This window comes from Defluviitoga sp., from assembly GCF_035349255.1.
Lineage (GTDB): Bacteria > Thermotogota > Thermotogae > Petrotogales > Petrotogaceae > Defluviitoga.
In genome coordinates this window covers 43,990-60,030 of record NZ_DAOPSE010000001.1, presented here as the reverse complement: position 1 = coordinate 60,030, position 16,041 = coordinate 43,990, and the positions used below count along the sequence as shown (strand labels likewise).

Sequence of the window (16,041 nt, the reverse complement as noted above, 5' to 3'; positions counted from 1 at the left end):
GATAATCTGATTGTAAGGAGGATATTGATATGGAAAAACAGAGTTTTGAAGAGTTAATGGAAGATCTAGAAATCATTGAATTGAAAAGAGGGAAAATTTTTGAAGGAAAAGTTCTTGAAATAGATAATGACGGTCTATGGGTTGCGTTAGAAGGATGCCCAGGAGATGTCTTTGTAACCCAGGATGAACTTTCAAAGTCAAAGGAAACTTACAAAATTGAAGATTTAATTACTGTTAAAATTTTGAAAGTAAATGATGCAGAAGGTTTACATTTAGCATCTGAAAAGAAAGCTATGTGGGAAAAAATTTTTAATGAAATAAAGGAAGGAGAAAACTACAAAGCCATTTTTAAAGAAAGAGTAAAAAATGGTTATACTGTGTTGATTGAAGGAACCGTAAAGGCTTTTCTTCCTGGGTCATTATCCTTACTAAGGGTATATGACGAAATGCCTTCTGAAGAAGTCGGAGTAAAAGTGATTGCGAAGAATGGGAAAAACATAATTGTATCTAGAAAAGATTATGTTGAAGAAAAACTCGATGATTTTTTCAATATTTATAAAATGGGAATGTTAGTAGAAGGTATAATTGAAGATGTAAAGGATTTTGGTGCATTTGTTAGATTATCAGAATATGTAACCGCTTTTCTACCCCGAAACGAAGTTAGTTGGAATAATAAAGTGGATTTAAAAGAATTTTTAAAGAAAGGGAAAAAAATAAAGGCTATAATAACAAATATCGATCAAGAAAATAAAAAAATAAATCTTTCTATGAAACTGTTAAAAAATGACCCCTGGGAAACAGTGGAAGAAAAATATCCTGTAGGAAGTATTGTAAAAGGAGTAGTAACGAAAATATTCCCCTTTGGATTCACTGTAGAAATAGAAGAAGGTGTAGAAGGATTAGTTCATGAATCTCAAATTTTTTGGGGACGTCGAGGGAGAATCGAAAATGTGGTAAAAGTCGGAGATATAGTTAGCGTGAAAGTGTTAGAAATAGATAAAAATAAAAGAAAAATGAATTTGAGTTATAAACTTGCTTTGGGTGATCCATGGGAAAATATTGAAGAGAAATACAGTGAAGGGACAATTGTTGAAGGGGTTGTTGAAAAGATTTTAGAAAATGGAGCAATTATTAAAGTTAAAGAGGGATTAACTGGTTTTTTACATGTTTCTGAGCTTTCATGGAATTTTATCGATAACGTAAACAATTACTTAAAAGAAGGAAACACAGTTATGGTAAAGATTTTAAGCATAGATAAAGACAACAGAAAAATGAGATTATCTGTAAGAAAATCGACAGAGAATCCTTGGAAAAAAGTGATAAAAGAAATAAAACCAGGAGATATTGTAAAAGGCAAAATTACAAGATTTGTTGACCGAGGAGCAATAGTTCTAGTAGATGATCATAACGTAGAAGCATATTTACCTTCGAGTAAGGCATCTTTTGATTCAAAAAATGTCCGGGACATTTTTGAAATTGGAGAAGAAGTAAAAGTCAAAGTTTTAGAGGTAAATTTAGAAAATGAGAACAAAAGAGGCAATATGGTTGTTAGCATAATTAATCTAAATAATTTTGAAGGAAAAGAAGCAGAAGAAATTTTGAGGGATTTAGAATAATAAACATATATAATTTTCGGCATTGAGGTGTATCGACATGATTAGACCAAAAGTCTTAATAGTAGGAAAATCTAATGTAGGTAAATCTACATTGTTTAATAGAATAATTGGAGAAAGAAAGTCAATTGTTCATGATTTACCGGGAGTAACTAGGGATTTTGTGTATGGAGAAACTGAATGGGATGGAGTTTCCTTTACAGTTGTAGATACTTGTGGTATTTTGGAAAATCCTGAAAGTTACATAGAAGAAAGACAGAAAATGCTTATTTTTCAAAGTAGAGAAGAAGCGGCTTTGATATTGTTTGTAGTTGATGGAAGAAATGGTCTCACATCTGAAGATTTTCATATAGCTGAGAATTTAAAAAGATACGCTGATAAAGTTTTGTTAGTTGCTAATAAAGCTGAAAACTTTGATAAATTTGAAATTGAGATAAGGCCAGAACTATATTCTTTAGGATTTGGTGAAGCAATACCTGTTTCGGCCGAACATAATAAAAATATCAGTGAACTTTTGGATGAAATTACCAATTTTTTGATAAAAAATGATCTAGCTTCATTTGTTGAGGAACCAAAAGCAACTTCTGAAGAAACAATAAAAGTAGCTATTGTTGGTAGGCCAAACGTAGGGAAGTCTTCTCTATTTAATTCGATAGTTGGCATTGAAAGGGCCTTAGTTTCGGAAATCCCGGGGACTACACGGGATTCCATAGATTATGAAGTTGAAATTGATAATCAAAAGTTTAGTTTTATAGATACTGCGGGTCTAAGGAAAAAAAGTGCTGTTTCATATGGCAGTATTGAGATGTTTTCAATTTCTAGATCGATAAAAGCTATAGAAAAATCAGATGTAGTTGTTTTGGTGGTTGATTCTGTTGAAGGAATAACCAGACAAGATAAAAGTATTATAGGATTGGCAGAAGATAAAGGAAAAGCTAGTGTTATCGTTTTTAATAAGTGGGATTTAATTAAAAATAAAAAACAAAAAAAAGAAGAATTTTTGTTAAACTTTGATAAAGAATTCTTTTTTGTGAATTACAGTCCAATAGTATTTACGTCTGCTCCAAAAAAATGGGGGATAGATGAGTTGATAGTTGCAATAGAAGAAGCAAATAGATCAAGAAATAAAAGAGTACCAACAAGCCTATTAAACGCAGCACTTGAAAGATACGTTATGGTGTCTCCTCCCCCTATAAAAAAAGGAAAAAGAATCAAGTTTTATTACGCTGCACAAGTTGGAGTAAAGCCGCCTGTATTTGTTTTCTATACAAATTTACCCTATGATATACCTAAGTATTATCAGCAGGGATTAAGGAACATGATAAGAAATTACGTAGATCCATTTATCGGTTCCCCGATATTTTTAAAATTTGAGGAAAGAAAATCTTCTAGTAAAAGGACTGATGAAAAAGGTAAGGCGCAATCAACTAAGAAGTAAATTTACAGATTGAGCAGATTATTCAATGATTAAGGAATATTGACAGTTTATAAAACGTTGATTTTTTGATTTAATAGGTTATCAGGATAGCACCTTACCAACTATTTTCTTAAAAACAAAGAATATTCCAATAAGTTTTAGATTCAAGATTGTTTTTTGAAGGAAACAGAAATTTAGAGAAATATAGATTTTATGTTAATCATTTCATTAAATAAGATTTTTAGAATTTTAAAATCGTTAAAAAAAAAGAAGTAGAGGGAGGGAATCCATGAAAATACTTTTTTTAATTATAAGTTACGTGTGTGGTTCTTTGCCTTTCAGCTTCATAGTACCTTGGTTAAAAGGGGTTGACATTAGAAAAGTTGGCAGTGGGAATGTAGGTGGGACAAATGTCTTAAGAGCATTAGGTCCTAAATATGGAGCTATCTGTATCTCTTTGGATTTTTTGAAATCATTTGTACCAGTACTTATAGCAAGATTACTTTTTGGAATAAATTCATGGATCCCTTATCTTTGTTTAATTTTAGCTGTTTTAGGACATAATTATTCCTTATTTCTTAAATTCAAAGGTGGAAAAGGTGTCTCTTCTACATTAGGTGGATATTTTGCTTTGAGACCTTTATTGGGTATAATTTTTCTTATTGTTTGGATTCCCGTAGAAAAAACTACTAAATATGTTTCCTTAGCTTCATTATTAGGATTATTTATTTCAGCTATTATGGGGTTTTTCATAGATTTAAAAGCGGGCATAACCTTTCTGATCCTTTTTTTGCTAAGTGCTTATAAACATAGATCGAATATAAAAAGATTAATTGAAGGTACAGAAAGTAAAACTGATATACTAGGAATGATTAAAAAAGGTAAAATAAAAAATGAGTGATTATTACTTATGAAAAAATTTGTTATAGTAATTTTTATTTTAATATTTTTGACAATGGGATTTTCTCAAGAATTATCAAAAAGCGAATTAGAATCGAGGAAGCTTTTTGCAGAAAGTTTATCCTTGCTTTTTGAAGGCAATAAATATGAAGCAAGGATAAAATTAAATGAAGCAATGAGTGGCGAAATTTACATAACAGATATTCCCAGATTATGGTATTATGCCGCTAAATTGGATTTACAATTAGGCATGGTTGACAGAGCTCTTCAAGATTTGGAAAACGCTCTTTTGTTTTCTACGGTAAATGAAGAAGCAAAAACGTTAAAAAATTTCATTGAAAGTATGAAAAATTTTTCTTTATCTAATTATGTAGCTCCAACATTTTTTGATTTAGCATTAATTCCAGGAGTTAAAAATTCTTTTGAAAAATTCTATAATCCTGTTGCTGTTGAGATATTAAATTCAAATCTCTATATTTTAGATCCTCAAAACCATTTGATTTATAAAACGGATACTACTAATGAAAAATGGATTCGACTCAACAAGGAAACGAAATATTATTCCCTTAATGCTGACAAGAATTTAAACAGGATATACCTAGGTTCAGATAAAGGGATATACTATTTTGAAAGTTATTCCCCCAATATAATAAAAGAAAGCAAAAAAAATGACGAAGAGTTAACAAAAGAAAGCACCTATGTTACTTCTGAACAAGAAGATCAAATACAAACATTAATTGAAGGATTTCCTTTTATAATTTATGGAGTTGATAATGCGGGAAGAATAATAGGTTATGATCCTTACAATAATGAAATAAAAATGATTGGATTTAATGGTGAGATACTTCATCAAAAAAAGTTTGACAATACTCAAGTTTTTATAGCTGGAGCATTGTGGCGGAATAATTTATATTTGGTTGAGTTTGCAAGTTCATCTATTTTTCATCTTGATATATTAAAAAATGAAGTTGTAGAGGTAATAAAATTACCTAATAAAACTTATCTATCTTTATCATGTTTACCATGGAATAAATTAATGCTGACTTCTTTAGAGGATGGTATTGAAATATTAGAAATATTAGAGAACGAAAGTGAAGTAGAACTAGTAAAAATTAGTGAATTAATAAAGAAAGACAATCTTGCAGAATCAACAGGTCGAATAGAGATTAAAAATGGAGTAATGAGTATCACTGATTACAAAAATAATCAAGTTGTTCTTCAAAGGGTTAATTCACGAGGAAAGTATGATCTTTACCTTTTAAATTTGTATGGTTTAAATTACAACGACAAAGACAGGAAAGTAACAGCTAAAGTTAACGTAATAGACGCTTCTGGTGAGAAGATGGAATTTGTGGCCAAGAATACTATTATTATCGATATGGGAGGACGTGTCCCATATCAATATATCAGAAATTATATAATTCCAGAAGTTTATTACTACGATATAAATGAATTATTTCAAATACATATGCCTCAAATAAAGACTGATTCGAACATAGTAACTTACGGTGAAATTAACTTTGAATTAACACCTGAAAAAAGTATTCCTTTTATACTATCAAGCAGTTCGCTGTTTTATATTGTCGACGAAAAAGGAGCAAATGAAGAAATAGAAAATTTAGCTTATCTAAGTGGTGGAGCAATAGTCACCAAAAATTATGAAGAATACTTGAAGGAGTATTTGGTATCTTCCTATAAAGCAGTGGATTACTTCGAATATAACTTATTTCCTCCTATAATATCAGGAATTAATTCTACTTCAATTAGTTTACTGTTGGAAGATACGTTGTTAGTTGATACACTTTATTATTACACCGAGGGGATAGACTTTGAGTGAAAACGAAGCTTTTTATTTCAACAAAAAAGGAAATGATCTAACAGAGGAAGGACAGTATGAAAAAGCAATAGTCTATTATATGCACGCTATTAGGATTTTGCCTGAAGAGCCTATCTTTTATCATAATATGGGAGTTTGTTTGTTGCTAAATAAAGATTTCGTGAATGCAACTAAATATTTTAAATTATCCTTGGAAAAAGGATTATTTTTAGATGAAACATATCTTTACTTAGCGGAAAGTTTGTACGAGACAAATAACTATGCAGAAGTTATTACTATAAAAGAACCCGAAGCTGAACAGATTAGGTATAATATCTTACTTTTAAAAAGTAAATCAGCTTTGAAATCAAACAACAAAAAATTAGCTAAAAAATACATAGATAGTTTAAAAATTATGGGTTATGACTCTCAAGAAATTAGTTTAATCGAGCAAATGGCCTTTTATAAAGATGATTTAGAATGATTAAAAAAACAAATATGTTTCTAAGCAGTTCTTATATTTGTTAAAATATAAAATGTGCAAACAAAATTTAGATTTACCGAAGTTTCAAATTATAAAATTTTCTATAAAAACAAACTAATCAATAAAAAAGTTAAAAAATTATTAAAGATATTACTAAAAATTATAACTATGGAGGAGGAAAAAATGAGTAGACAAAAGTCTTTTTTATTATGTGCTGTGTTTGTTATTTTGTCTTTGCTTTCCTTTTCATATAACGTTAGAATAGGAGATGCATTGGGCATTTGGGTTTTAGGGTATCCAGAGTATTCGATTTCTGAATTAATCGTTGGTCCTGAAGGAGACATAACTGTTCCTCCTCTTGGAAGAATAAAAGCAGAAGGAAAGACTTTAGATCAATTGGAGCAAGAAATTTCAACTAAGATGCAAAGTTATATAAAAACTAACAAGATTACAGTTGGTGTAGTAAAATACGCGCCATTTCCTGTAACGGTTCTTGGCAACACAAAGGTTAATGGAGTAATCGATATTAAAAGCGAGAAGATAAAGCTTTCGGATCTTATTGGCCAAGTAGGGGGATTTCAAGATGCAAACAAGTCCTCATATGCTTTAATTAGAACCCCTGATGGAAAAGAGCAAAAAGTAAGTGTTGGATGGTTAAAAAGTGGAAACAAAGGTGAGGATCCATACATTCAATCTGGATCTTTCGTTTTATTTCCATATGATTACACAAATAAAATCAATGTTTTTTCAGACTTTGGTACAACTTCTTTAGATTACTATGAAGGAATTAGTTTAAAGTCGGTTATTTCAGTAATGAATATTCCTGTAAACAAAATTTCACCAAAAATAGTTGTTATCAGAGATTCACAGATAAAAGAAATCAATTCAGAAAGTATTATTAAATCGGAAGATTTCTTTTTAAGTCCAGGAGATACTGTTATAATTCCTTTAAATTATACCAATAAAGTACTCGTGTTTTCTGATTTTGGTACAGCCTCTTTAGACTATTTTGAGGGAATGGGAATTAAATCAGCGATAGCTTTATTAGATTCTGTCGCTAATATAAATATTTTGCTTAATCAAGTTAATGATACAATAAATATAATTCGAGATTCAAAGGTTATTAGCTTGTCATTAGACGAGATAGCCAAAGGAAAAGATTTCGTTTTACTTCCAGGAGATACGGTCATAATCAATAAATTTCTGAGCTATGTTTATGTAAATTCAGAAGAGGTATCGAAAAGAGTTGATTTTGAAAAACATGAAAACATGAATGTAAGAACTTTATTATCTAAGATAGGAATAAATGAAGAGGTTGTTGAAGAAGTAAAAATTAACAACATTAAATCTAATTTAGATTCTCAGCTTAAAAATGGTGATTTTGTTCAAGTGACATCAAAAAGGAATTACGTATATTTGACTGGAGCTTTTAATCAAACGGGTAAGATCAGTTTCCTTCCAAGTGAAAATATAACTATGGACAAAGTTTTAGGATTAGGACATGGGTTCACTAAGGATTTTTCAGGAGAATTAGTTATAATAGATACTCTAGGGATTACCAAAGCTATTAAAGTTGATACAAAAGAATTAAGTAACTTAAAAGAAGTCTTCGTTCAACCTGGCTCAACCATTGTAGCTAATTCTATGGAAAGAAAGGCTTATTTATTTGGAGAAATCTCAGGAACTGTAGAATATACATTAGGGGATACATTGTACGAGTTATTATTGCCTTTAAATTTAGGTGACGCTTATGAAATAAGATATCAAACATTCAACAAATCTGGAACTATAAATGCTTCTGATTACAATAGTTTGAAGTTGATTCCTTTGGAGGGGAAGGTCTTTATAGAAATTTATAAGAAAGCTTCTAATGAAGTGATAGTGTATAAAGCAGGGGAAACTAGAGTTATTAGAGATAATATTGTAAGGATTATAGATGTATTTTCTGCAGTTAATGGCTTTTCACCTGTTGATAAAGGAGTAATACAAATTTATAAAGATGGAAAGTTAATTGAAAGCTTTAATTCAAATGATCTATTGAATAATTTGACCAGAGAAGTTCCGAAGGGGTCTTATGTTATAGTTCAACCGGATTTAGAGGGATCTTACATAGCTGTTTTAGGAAATATAGATCCAAGAAGTATTAGAACCGATATTCCTATAAGTTTGGTTGAAATTCTTTCAGGTTCAAAAATAGACTGGAAAAATCAAGAAAATGCGATCATATATACAGAAAAAAGCGAAGAAATATTAGTAGACCTTACGAATGTAGACAACCTTAGAAATATATTAGTGAAACCAGGTTCAATTGTATATGTTCCTCCTGCTGAAGAACCAGTAGTATATGTTTTTGGTGAAGTGGCGAGACCCGGTTTAGTTTCATACAATGCAGGTATGACAGTCTTGGATGCTATACTTAAAGCTGGAAACACTACAAAGTCTGCACAACCGTCTACTGTCTACTTATTTAAAGACGGTCCTGAAAATCCACCCATTACTCTTGATTTATCTGGTATAATAAAAGCAGCACCAGTAAAAACATCTATGAATCCAGAAATTAAACCTAAGGATATAATATATGTTCCAAAAAATGCATTAACAAACGTAGTTGAAGTTATGAGCACTGTACAATTTTTCATGAGTTTTGTAAATACTGGAATAAGTCTTGTTGGGAATGTCACAGATTTATTTTAAAAAAATGAGTTGCGTTTTGTGCAAATCAGGTCGAAGGTGATAAGTTAGTTGACTACATCAGAATGGTTAAAAAAGTATAACATTAAATTAAAAAAAAGTTTGGGACAGAATTTTCTTACAGTTCGTAGTATTGCTGAAGAAATAGTCACAAAAAGTTTGGTAACTTTCGAAGATACAGTTATTGAAATAGGTAGCGGGATTGGTATATTGACTGAAGAACTTGCAAAAAGAGCCAAAAATGTTATAAGTTTTGAAATTGACGAAAGACTTAAACCTCTGTTAATTGAAAAGTTGAAGAATTACGATAATATAGAATTGATTTTTAAGGATTTTCTGAAAGCGGATCTGTCGCAAATTAGAGATTATAAAAAGTTAAAGTATGTTGCCAATATCCCATACTATATTTCTTCACCGATCCTTGAAAAAATACTTAAGGAATCTCCTAACTTTGATTACGCAGTATTAATGTTTCAAAAGGAATTTGGTGGAAGAATGATAGCTCAAGCTGGAAAAGCTTACAGTCCATTAAGCATTTTCGTTCAGACGTACTATGATGTCGATAAAATTATGGACGTTTCGAAGACTAATTTCGTTCCAATTCCAAAGGTTGATTCTGTTGTTTTAAAATTGACACCTAACCACAAAAATCTTGAGGAATTAGATCCGGATAAATTTATGAAATTTATACATCAGTGTTTCTCTAATAGAAGAAAAACACTAAAAAATAACTTAAAAAGTATAATAAGCAACCCCGAAACTTTATTAAAAGAGATAGGTCTTAACGAGTTAGTAAGGCCAGAAGTGGTCCCAATTGAAACTTATATTAAAATGTATAAACGGTTGGAGGGATAGACATGGCTGATCAAGGCAATCCAGATAAGAAAGAAAATAAGTTAGAATATGAACAGCTGATAGAAGGAAGTAAAGAGCAAAAACCTAGAAATAATAGGGAAAGAGCGATTATAATATCAACAATAATTGCAATTGTAGTGGTTGCAATCATAATAACTTTCTCTGTCATATTTTTAGGCAAGAAATATAAAGTAACAATTAATTATTCAATAAACAAAGAAAGCAACATGACAGAACCTTATAGTAAAATAAAAGTTGAACTAAAAGGTTTAAATGTCTATGAATCTGTCTTTCCTATAGGTACTCCAATAGAGCTAAAAGTTGAAGAAGGTACTTATGAATTAAATGTATTAGCAGTAGATGATAATAACATTGCCTATTACTATTATTCAGAGCCCTCTTTATTCATTAAGGACAATATGACATTAGATAATGTTAAATTAAATAGAAACTCCATTAAGTTCAGTATTGACTACAAATGGCAGGGTAACGATTTATATATTACTCTTCCGTCGGGTTACGATCAATATTTAATATACAAAAAAAATAATGCTGGTATATATGAGCCTTTTAAGACCTCGTCTCAAAATGTTGTTTTGCTAAGTTCCCTTCCTTCTGAAGGTTTAGAGCTTAAATTTGCCGTTGTAAAGGAAAATAAAGTTTTTGGATTTTCCAATCCTTATGTGTTTCTAAAAAATGTACCTCCTTCACAGCCTATAGTTCTATCCCCTACCGAAAATCAACAAATAGAAGGAGAAAGGATATATTTTGTTTGGCAAAGCGAAGATTTAGATAATGATGAGTTGACATTTGATATATACTTAAAAGAAGGTTTTCAAGAAGAAAAACTTATTGCAAGCAATATTACAAACTATTTTTATGAGTATAATTATTTGGAACCTGGAAAAAGTTATACCTTAAAAATAGTAGCAAAAGATGGCAAGGGTGGAGAATCAACAACTCAAATAAGATTTTCAACCAAGGAAGAAGTTACCAAAAAAGTTTATCTATATTCTCCAAGTGGGAAATATGGAGTAACTATTTACGAAGTTGGAGATCCAAACAATCCTAAAGAAATTTCAAGTATTCAAACATCTGGTAATGTAACGGACGTTATTCAAAATGATAATTACTTGTACATTTTGAGGTTAGATGAGGGTATTGATATAGCAGATATTTCCAATCCAGAAACTCCTATAATAAAGTCAAAGTTAGACCTCAAGGGAGTAAATGGAATTAAAATGGCAAATGGTTATTTATATCTTAGATTTACCGGCGATAAAGTAAGTGTTTATTCTATAAAAGAAGATCCTAGCCACCCCAAATTTCTTGGCTACACAGATATTAAGTTTTATGGTTCAGAGAAACCAGAAATTGTGTATGTAGAAAAACAGACAGATATCACTGTCGATATTATTAAAGGAGAATATCCAATTAGGATAAATTTAAACAATCGTGTTTATGTAACAGAATTTTCATTTGTTGTAGCGGATGAAGAAATTAAAGAAAAAGTAGAAAAATCATTTGCAAAGGTATTTGACACACTTAGAATAATATTTTCTACATATTCACCTGAGCAGTTTAGAAAATCTGGTATAGAGAAAGAACTAGAAAATAAATTATTAATAGCTATAAACGAGTTATTAGGAACTACTAAAGAAAATGGTGTAAAACAAGTAAAATTAAGTATCTCAAGAGTTGAATAAATAGGACAAACAAAATATGTTTCATTTGAAATTTTTTCTTCAAAACAGCCCGCCTTTAACGGGCTGTTTTATATTTATGTTTTAATTATTATTTAACAATGAGGAAAAGTAATTTGTTTATAATTATTTTACCCCCTACCTAGGGGTGGTAAAATTCCCATAGGAGGTAAAAATAATTGAAGCATCAGAAAGCTCTAAATAAATTGAAAACTGCAAAAGGCCAACTAGAAGCAGCGATAAAGATGGTAGAGGAAGAAAGATATTGCATAGACATATCTAAACAACTATTAGCAACTATATCACTTTTAAAAAATGCTCATACAGATATTTTGAAAAAACATATTGAAACTTGTTTGAAAGAAGCTATTTCCTCACAAGATCAAGAGGAGATAAATATTAAATTAAAAGAACTTGAAGAAGTTATTAAATACTTAAATAAGGCTTATTAATTATAGGGGTGTTGTATTATGAAATCACAAATTAATACATCTATACAAAATTCAGTATCTACATTCCAAGAAAAAGAAATTAGCTTTAGTGTACAAGGAATGACATGTGCTTCATGTGTCAGGAATGTAGAAAGAGCTATAAAAAATATAGATGGGGTGAAGTATGTTTCGGTAAACCTTGCTACTGAAAAGGCGATAGTAATTGCGGATGAAAAAGTTACAATTGAGGATATAGAAAAAGCGGTGGAAGGTATAGGTTATAAAGTATCTAGAGAAACACCAACAGAAAATTTAATAGAAAAACGATTTAAAGAAGCAAAGAAAGATCTAATTATTTCTTTAATTATTACTATTCCATTGATGATAATTATGATTTTTCATATGAGTGGTTTTCATATTCCATACATGGTCTTTATCGAACTAGTTGGAGGAGGAATTGTACTCTTTTATCCTGGTAGAAAAACATTAAAAAGTGCGTGGATTGCTTTATCCCATTTTCATACTAACATGGACACTTTGGTTTCAATAGGAGCCTTATCTTCATGGTTTACGACTATCTTAGTAATATTTGAAATAAAAATACAATCTTTTGGTAGTATTTCTGCTATGCTAGTAACTTTAAATATCTTAGGCAAGTACATTGAATCTAGAATGAAATATAAGGCTTCAAAAGATATCCAAGCTTTAATAGCTTTGAAAGTAGAAAAAGCTAATGTGTTAATTGATAATGAGATAGTAGAGCTACCAGTTGATGCGGTAAAAATTGGAGATAAGATATTGATAAGAAAGGGTGAAAAGGTCCCTGTTGATGGCGTCATTATAGAAGGAAAAGCCACTATTGATGAGTCCATGGTGACAGGCGAATCATTACCCGTGTTCAAAACAGTTGGAGATCAGGTGATCAGTGGAACCATTATTGAATCTGGAGTTCTCAAAGTAGAAGTTCAAAAGATAGGAGAAGATCTATTTATAAACCAAATGATAAAATTAATAGAAGAAGCTCAATCTTCAAAAGTTCCTATTCAAGCATTTGCAGATAGAATTACGATTTATTTCATACCTATCGTTTTTTCACTAGCTTTTTTGAGTGGATTTTTTCGGTTTTTTAATTACGAAACATTTCAACCATTTTTGGTAAGGATGTCAAATATTTTACCTTGGGTTCTTGTCGATGCCGGTCCTTTTTCGACAGCCTTATTTTCTTTTATTGCCACCTTAGTAATTGCTTGTCCTTGTGCATTAGGGTTAGCTACCCCTATGGCACTTTTGTCAGCTAGTGGTGCAGCTGCAAAGAGAGGATTGATAATTAAAAATGGAGAAGCTATCCAAATGGCTAAAAATATCGATGTTGTATTGTTTGACAAAACTGGTACTATCACAGAAGGTCGCCCAAGTGTCGTTTGGCATAATTTGGATGAAGAAACCTTGATGGTAGTTGCAAATATAGAAGAGAATTCAACTCATCCATTAGCCAATTCTATAATTGAGTATGTAAAAAATAATTATCAACTCAAAAATATTGAAAATATAAATTTGGAAGAAGTAGAAGAAATTTCTGGATTAGGGATTTTTGGGACATATAGAGGCGATTCATATTTTATTGGAAAACCGAAAGATTTTAGTAGATATCAAAAATTTTTGCAACTGGGCGAGACGATAGTTGAAGTTTCGATAAACGATCATTTAAGAGGATATATAAGAATTGCAGATAAAATAAAGCCCAATGCTATAAATACAATTTATGAATTAAAAAATATGAACATTAAGCCGATTCTTGTTACTGGAGATAATGAAGTTACTGCCAGAATTGTGGCAGAACAAGTTGGAGTAGATGAATTCTGGGCGAATGTTAGTCCAAGTGAAAAGGTTGGTATAGTTAGAAAGTATCAAATTGAAGGAAAAAGAGTTTGTATGGTAGGAGACGGAATAAACGATGCAGCTGCATTAAAAGCATCAGAGATTGGGGTAGCTATTGGTACTGGTACGGATCTTGCAATAGAAAGTGCAGATATAATAATAATTCAAGGTGAAATATCTAAAATAATAGACGCTATAGAAATTTCAAAGATAACTTTTCAAAAGATAAAACAAAATCTTTTCTGGGCATTTTTTTATAATGTAATTATGATTCCTTTGGCTATGATGGGAATTATGCACCCAGTAATATCAGAAATAGCTATGTTTATAAGTTCCATAAATGTTATTTTAAACTCTACTACTATTGAAAAAAAATTACAAAAAAAGAGGGATAACCATGAAATATATCTTTGATGTTCCTGATATGTCTTGCAATCATTGCAAGACAGTTATAGAAAAACAACTTAAATCATCGAACATAGTCTCCGATTATAAGGTAGATTTAAACAATAAAAAGGTTGAAGTTGAAACTGAAGAATCTCCTAAAAAAATTATTGAATTATTGAATGAAGCGGGTTATACTGCAAAGCTCAGTAGTTAAATAAGTTAAAAAAGGCGAAAATTTTTGCCTTTTTTGATGTATTATAAGAATAAGTCAGAATAACTTAGACAATTATCAATTTTCTTAGCATGTTTAACAGCGTTAATTATGGATTTCTCAACTACCTCAGCAGCAATTTCTGCGATCAATGAAATTTCGAAAAAGTCAACGTCTATAGTTCCTGTAGATAAGCAAAAAATCGTGTCTCCATCGAATAATGAATGAACGGGTTTTATAGCTCTAGCGAATCCATCATTTGCAATTTGAGCAATTTTGTTAGCCCACTCTTTTGTCAACCTTGCATTTGTTGCAATTACAGATAAAGTTGTATTTTCCCACAAGTTTGGTTTAAATGCTCTTTTTTTCATTAGTTCATATATGTTAAGAAAATTATTATTTTCATCAATAGCTCCAGCTATGATGTTTCCATTTTCATAAACGTCACCACTTGAATTAACAACAGCGATAGCTCCAACAATTATTCCCTTACCAACTTCTATGGAATAACTTCCAATACCACCTTTCATGGAAAAAATCTTACCTGCTCCTTTGCCTATCATGGCACCAGTTCCAGCTCCAACATTGCCCTGTATTACTTCTTGATCTGTTGCATTTTTTGAAGCGATGTAGCCAGACTCTTTCGTAGGGCGAACATAAGGATTTCCAATATCTAAATCGTAAATAACTGCAGCAGGAACAATAGGAATTTTTATCGTATCCGTTTGAAATCCAATATGTTTTTCTTCAAGGTATTCCATAACTCCGCTTGCAGCATCTAGACCATAAGCACTTCCTCCTGTTAAAAGGATTGCATGAACTTGCTGAACTAAATTGCCTGGTTTCAATAAATCGGTTTCTCTAGTTCCGGGAGCTGATCCGCTTACACAAGCTCCAGCAATAGCTCCGCTTTCAGCTAAAATTACTGTGCAACCTGTTACAGCCTGTAAATCAGTATAGTGACCAACTTTGATTCCAGGAACATCAGTTATAGTGTAATTCATTTAATTTTCATCCTTTTTATAAGATTGGCTATTTCATCTTTCAACTTATTTAGTAAAAAACCGTAGAAATTAGCAAAAATTATATACGAAAGAAAGAATATCCACATTAAATTATTTTTTAAAAGAAATTCCGGTAAAAGGTTACCAAAAGAACAGTACATTAAAGAAAATGAAAATACACCTACAATAGTTATTAATATATGTTTTAAAAACTTTCTATTAAAACTTTTATATATCAAAACTGGAAGCATAAAAAGTAAAAAGATTCCAATTCCTTCAATTACAAATCCGCTAATTATAATTAAAATAAAAAGAGCAATAGAGAAAATTCCTGTATACCAACGATTCAAGAAAAACGTTCCAAAAGGTAATAATATACTGACAACGTTGGGAGCTATCCCTAAAAATTTCGCAAATATGAAAATGAGATAAAAAATAACAACTAGCAATGAGGTTTGAACAAGAGGGTTTAATTTATAAAGATTCTTCATAGTTAAATATTTAAAACCAGCGACAAAAGTCCCCGCCAAAGCATTCACAAATAGTGTCAATACAAACAGTGGCACCTAAACATTGAAGACATCCTCCGCAACCTGAAGCTTCTTTTTTATAGTATCCAGCCCTAAATTTATCAATGTCATTTTTAAGATC

At 30.7% G+C, this 16,041-nt stretch carries 13 protein-coding genes; 11 read left to right on the top strand and 2 right to left on the bottom strand.

Going from position 1 to position 16,041, the window contains the following annotated elements; genetic code table 11:
* The first annotated feature begins 29 nt into the window (after positions 1–29).
* The 11 genes from PKN74_RS00260 (at position 30) to PKN74_RS00210 (ending at position 14,389) form a co-directional block, all read left to right on the top strand.
* Positions 30–1,616 (top strand): S1 RNA-binding domain-containing protein, encoded by a 1,587-nt coding sequence (locus tag PKN74_RS00260; RefSeq protein WP_472307405.1) that lies wholly within the window; start codon positions 30–32, stop codon positions 1,614–1,616.
* Positions 1,617–1,653: 37 nt separating this feature from the next.
* On the top strand, positions 1,654–3,051 hold the full coding sequence (gene der / locus PKN74_RS00255; RefSeq protein WP_472307403.1) for a ribosome biogenesis GTPase Der: 1,398 nt from the start codon (positions 1,654–1,656) through the stop codon (positions 3,049–3,051).
* 268 nt (positions 3,052–3,319) lie between these two features.
* Positions 3,320–3,931, top strand: coding sequence for a glycerol-3-phosphate 1-O-acyltransferase PlsY (plsY, locus tag PKN74_RS00250; protein WP_472307401.1), 612 nt, complete (start codon positions 3,320–3,322; stop codon positions 3,929–3,931).
* A gap of 9 nt (positions 3,932–3,940) precedes the next feature.
* Positions 3,941–5,767: a hypothetical protein gene (locus PKN74_RS00245; protein WP_472307399.1), complete on the top strand. Its 1,827-nt coding sequence runs from the start codon at positions 3,941–3,943 to the stop codon at positions 5,765–5,767.
* Positions 5,760–6,230 (top strand): tetratricopeptide repeat protein, encoded by a 471-nt coding sequence (locus tag PKN74_RS00240; RefSeq protein WP_472307397.1) that lies wholly within the window; start codon positions 5,760–5,762, stop codon positions 6,228–6,230. The genes PKN74_RS00245 and PKN74_RS00240 overlap by 8 nt, the downstream gene beginning before the upstream one ends.
* A 183-nt stretch (positions 6,231–6,413) precedes the next feature.
* On the top strand, positions 6,414–8,924 hold the full coding sequence (locus tag PKN74_RS00235; protein WP_472307395.1) for a polysaccharide biosynthesis/export family protein: 2,511 nt from the start codon (positions 6,414–6,416) through the stop codon (positions 8,922–8,924).
* A gap of 48 nt (positions 8,925–8,972) precedes the next feature.
* Positions 8,973–9,776, top strand: coding sequence for a 16S rRNA (adenine(1518)-N(6)/adenine(1519)-N(6))-dimethyltransferase RsmA (gene rsmA, locus PKN74_RS00230; protein ID WP_472307393.1), 804 nt, complete (start codon positions 8,973–8,975; stop codon positions 9,774–9,776).
* A 2-nt stretch (positions 9,777–9,778) separates the two neighbouring features.
* Complete coding sequence (locus PKN74_RS00225; RefSeq protein WP_472307391.1) at positions 9,779–11,482, top strand: flagellar basal body-associated FliL family protein; 1,704 nt, start codon at positions 9,779–9,781, stop codon at positions 11,480–11,482.
* Positions 11,483–11,658: 176 nt separating this feature from the next.
* Entirely contained in the window at positions 11,659–11,931 is a 273-nt protein-coding gene (locus PKN74_RS00220) for a metal-sensing transcriptional repressor (RefSeq protein ID WP_472307389.1), read from the top strand.
* A gap of 18 nt (positions 11,932–11,949) precedes the next feature.
* Complete coding sequence (locus PKN74_RS00215) at positions 11,950–14,202, top strand: heavy metal translocating P-type ATPase (protein ID WP_472307387.1); 2,253 nt, start codon at positions 11,950–11,952, stop codon at positions 14,200–14,202.
* Positions 14,186–14,389 (top strand): heavy-metal-associated domain-containing protein, encoded by a 204-nt coding sequence (locus PKN74_RS00210; RefSeq protein WP_472307385.1) that lies wholly within the window; start codon positions 14,186–14,188, stop codon positions 14,387–14,389. The genes PKN74_RS00215 and PKN74_RS00210 overlap by 17 nt, the downstream gene beginning before the upstream one ends.
* 41 nt (positions 14,390–14,430) lie before the next feature.
* Here PKN74_RS00210 and PKN74_RS00205 read toward each other — a convergent pair whose 3' ends face one another.
* Positions 14,431–15,390 carry a P1 family peptidase gene (locus tag PKN74_RS00205; RefSeq protein ID WP_472307383.1) on the bottom strand — a complete coding sequence of 320 codons (960 nt, stop codon included), beginning with the start codon at positions 15,388–15,390 and terminating at the stop codon, positions 14,431–14,433.
* Positions 15,387–15,956 carry a hypothetical protein gene (locus PKN74_RS00200; RefSeq protein ID WP_472307381.1) on the bottom strand — a complete coding sequence of 190 codons (570 nt, stop codon included), beginning with the start codon at positions 15,954–15,956 and terminating at the stop codon, positions 15,387–15,389. Before PKN74_RS00200 ends, PKN74_RS00205 begins: the two co-directional genes overlap by 4 nt.
* Positions 15,957–16,041 lie beyond the last annotated feature (85 nt).

Bases quoted from the DNA above. Each gene is read 5' to 3' on its own strand.
- PKN74_RS00260 (WP_472307405.1), top strand. From the start codon at position 30: ATGGAAAAACAGAGTTTTGAAGAGTTAATGGAAGATCTAGAAATCATT.
- der (WP_472307403.1), top strand. From the start codon at position 1,654: ATGATTAGACCAAAAGTCTTAATAGTAGGAAAATCTAATGTAGGTAAA.
- plsY (WP_472307401.1), top strand. From the start codon at position 3,320: ATGAAAATACTTTTTTTAATTATAAGTTACGTGTGTGGTTCTTTGCCT.
- PKN74_RS00245 (WP_472307399.1), top strand. From the start codon at position 3,941: ATGAAAAAATTTGTTATAGTAATTTTTATTTTAATATTTTTGACAATG.
- PKN74_RS00235 (WP_472307395.1), top strand. From the start codon at position 6,414: ATGAGTAGACAAAAGTCTTTTTTATTATGTGCTGTGTTTGTTATTTTG.
- PKN74_RS00225 (WP_472307391.1), top strand. From the start codon at position 9,779: ATGGCTGATCAAGGCAATCCAGATAAGAAAGAAAATAAGTTAGAATAT.
- PKN74_RS00215 (WP_472307387.1), top strand. From the start codon at position 11,950: ATGAAATCACAAATTAATACATCTATACAAAATTCAGTATCTACATTC.
- PKN74_RS00210 (WP_472307385.1), top strand. From the start codon at position 14,186: ATGAAATATATCTTTGATGTTCCTGATATGTCTTGCAATCATTGCAAG.
- PKN74_RS00205 (WP_472307383.1), bottom strand. From the start codon at position 15,390: ATGAATTACACTATAACTGATGTTCCTGGAATCAAAGTTGGTCACTAT.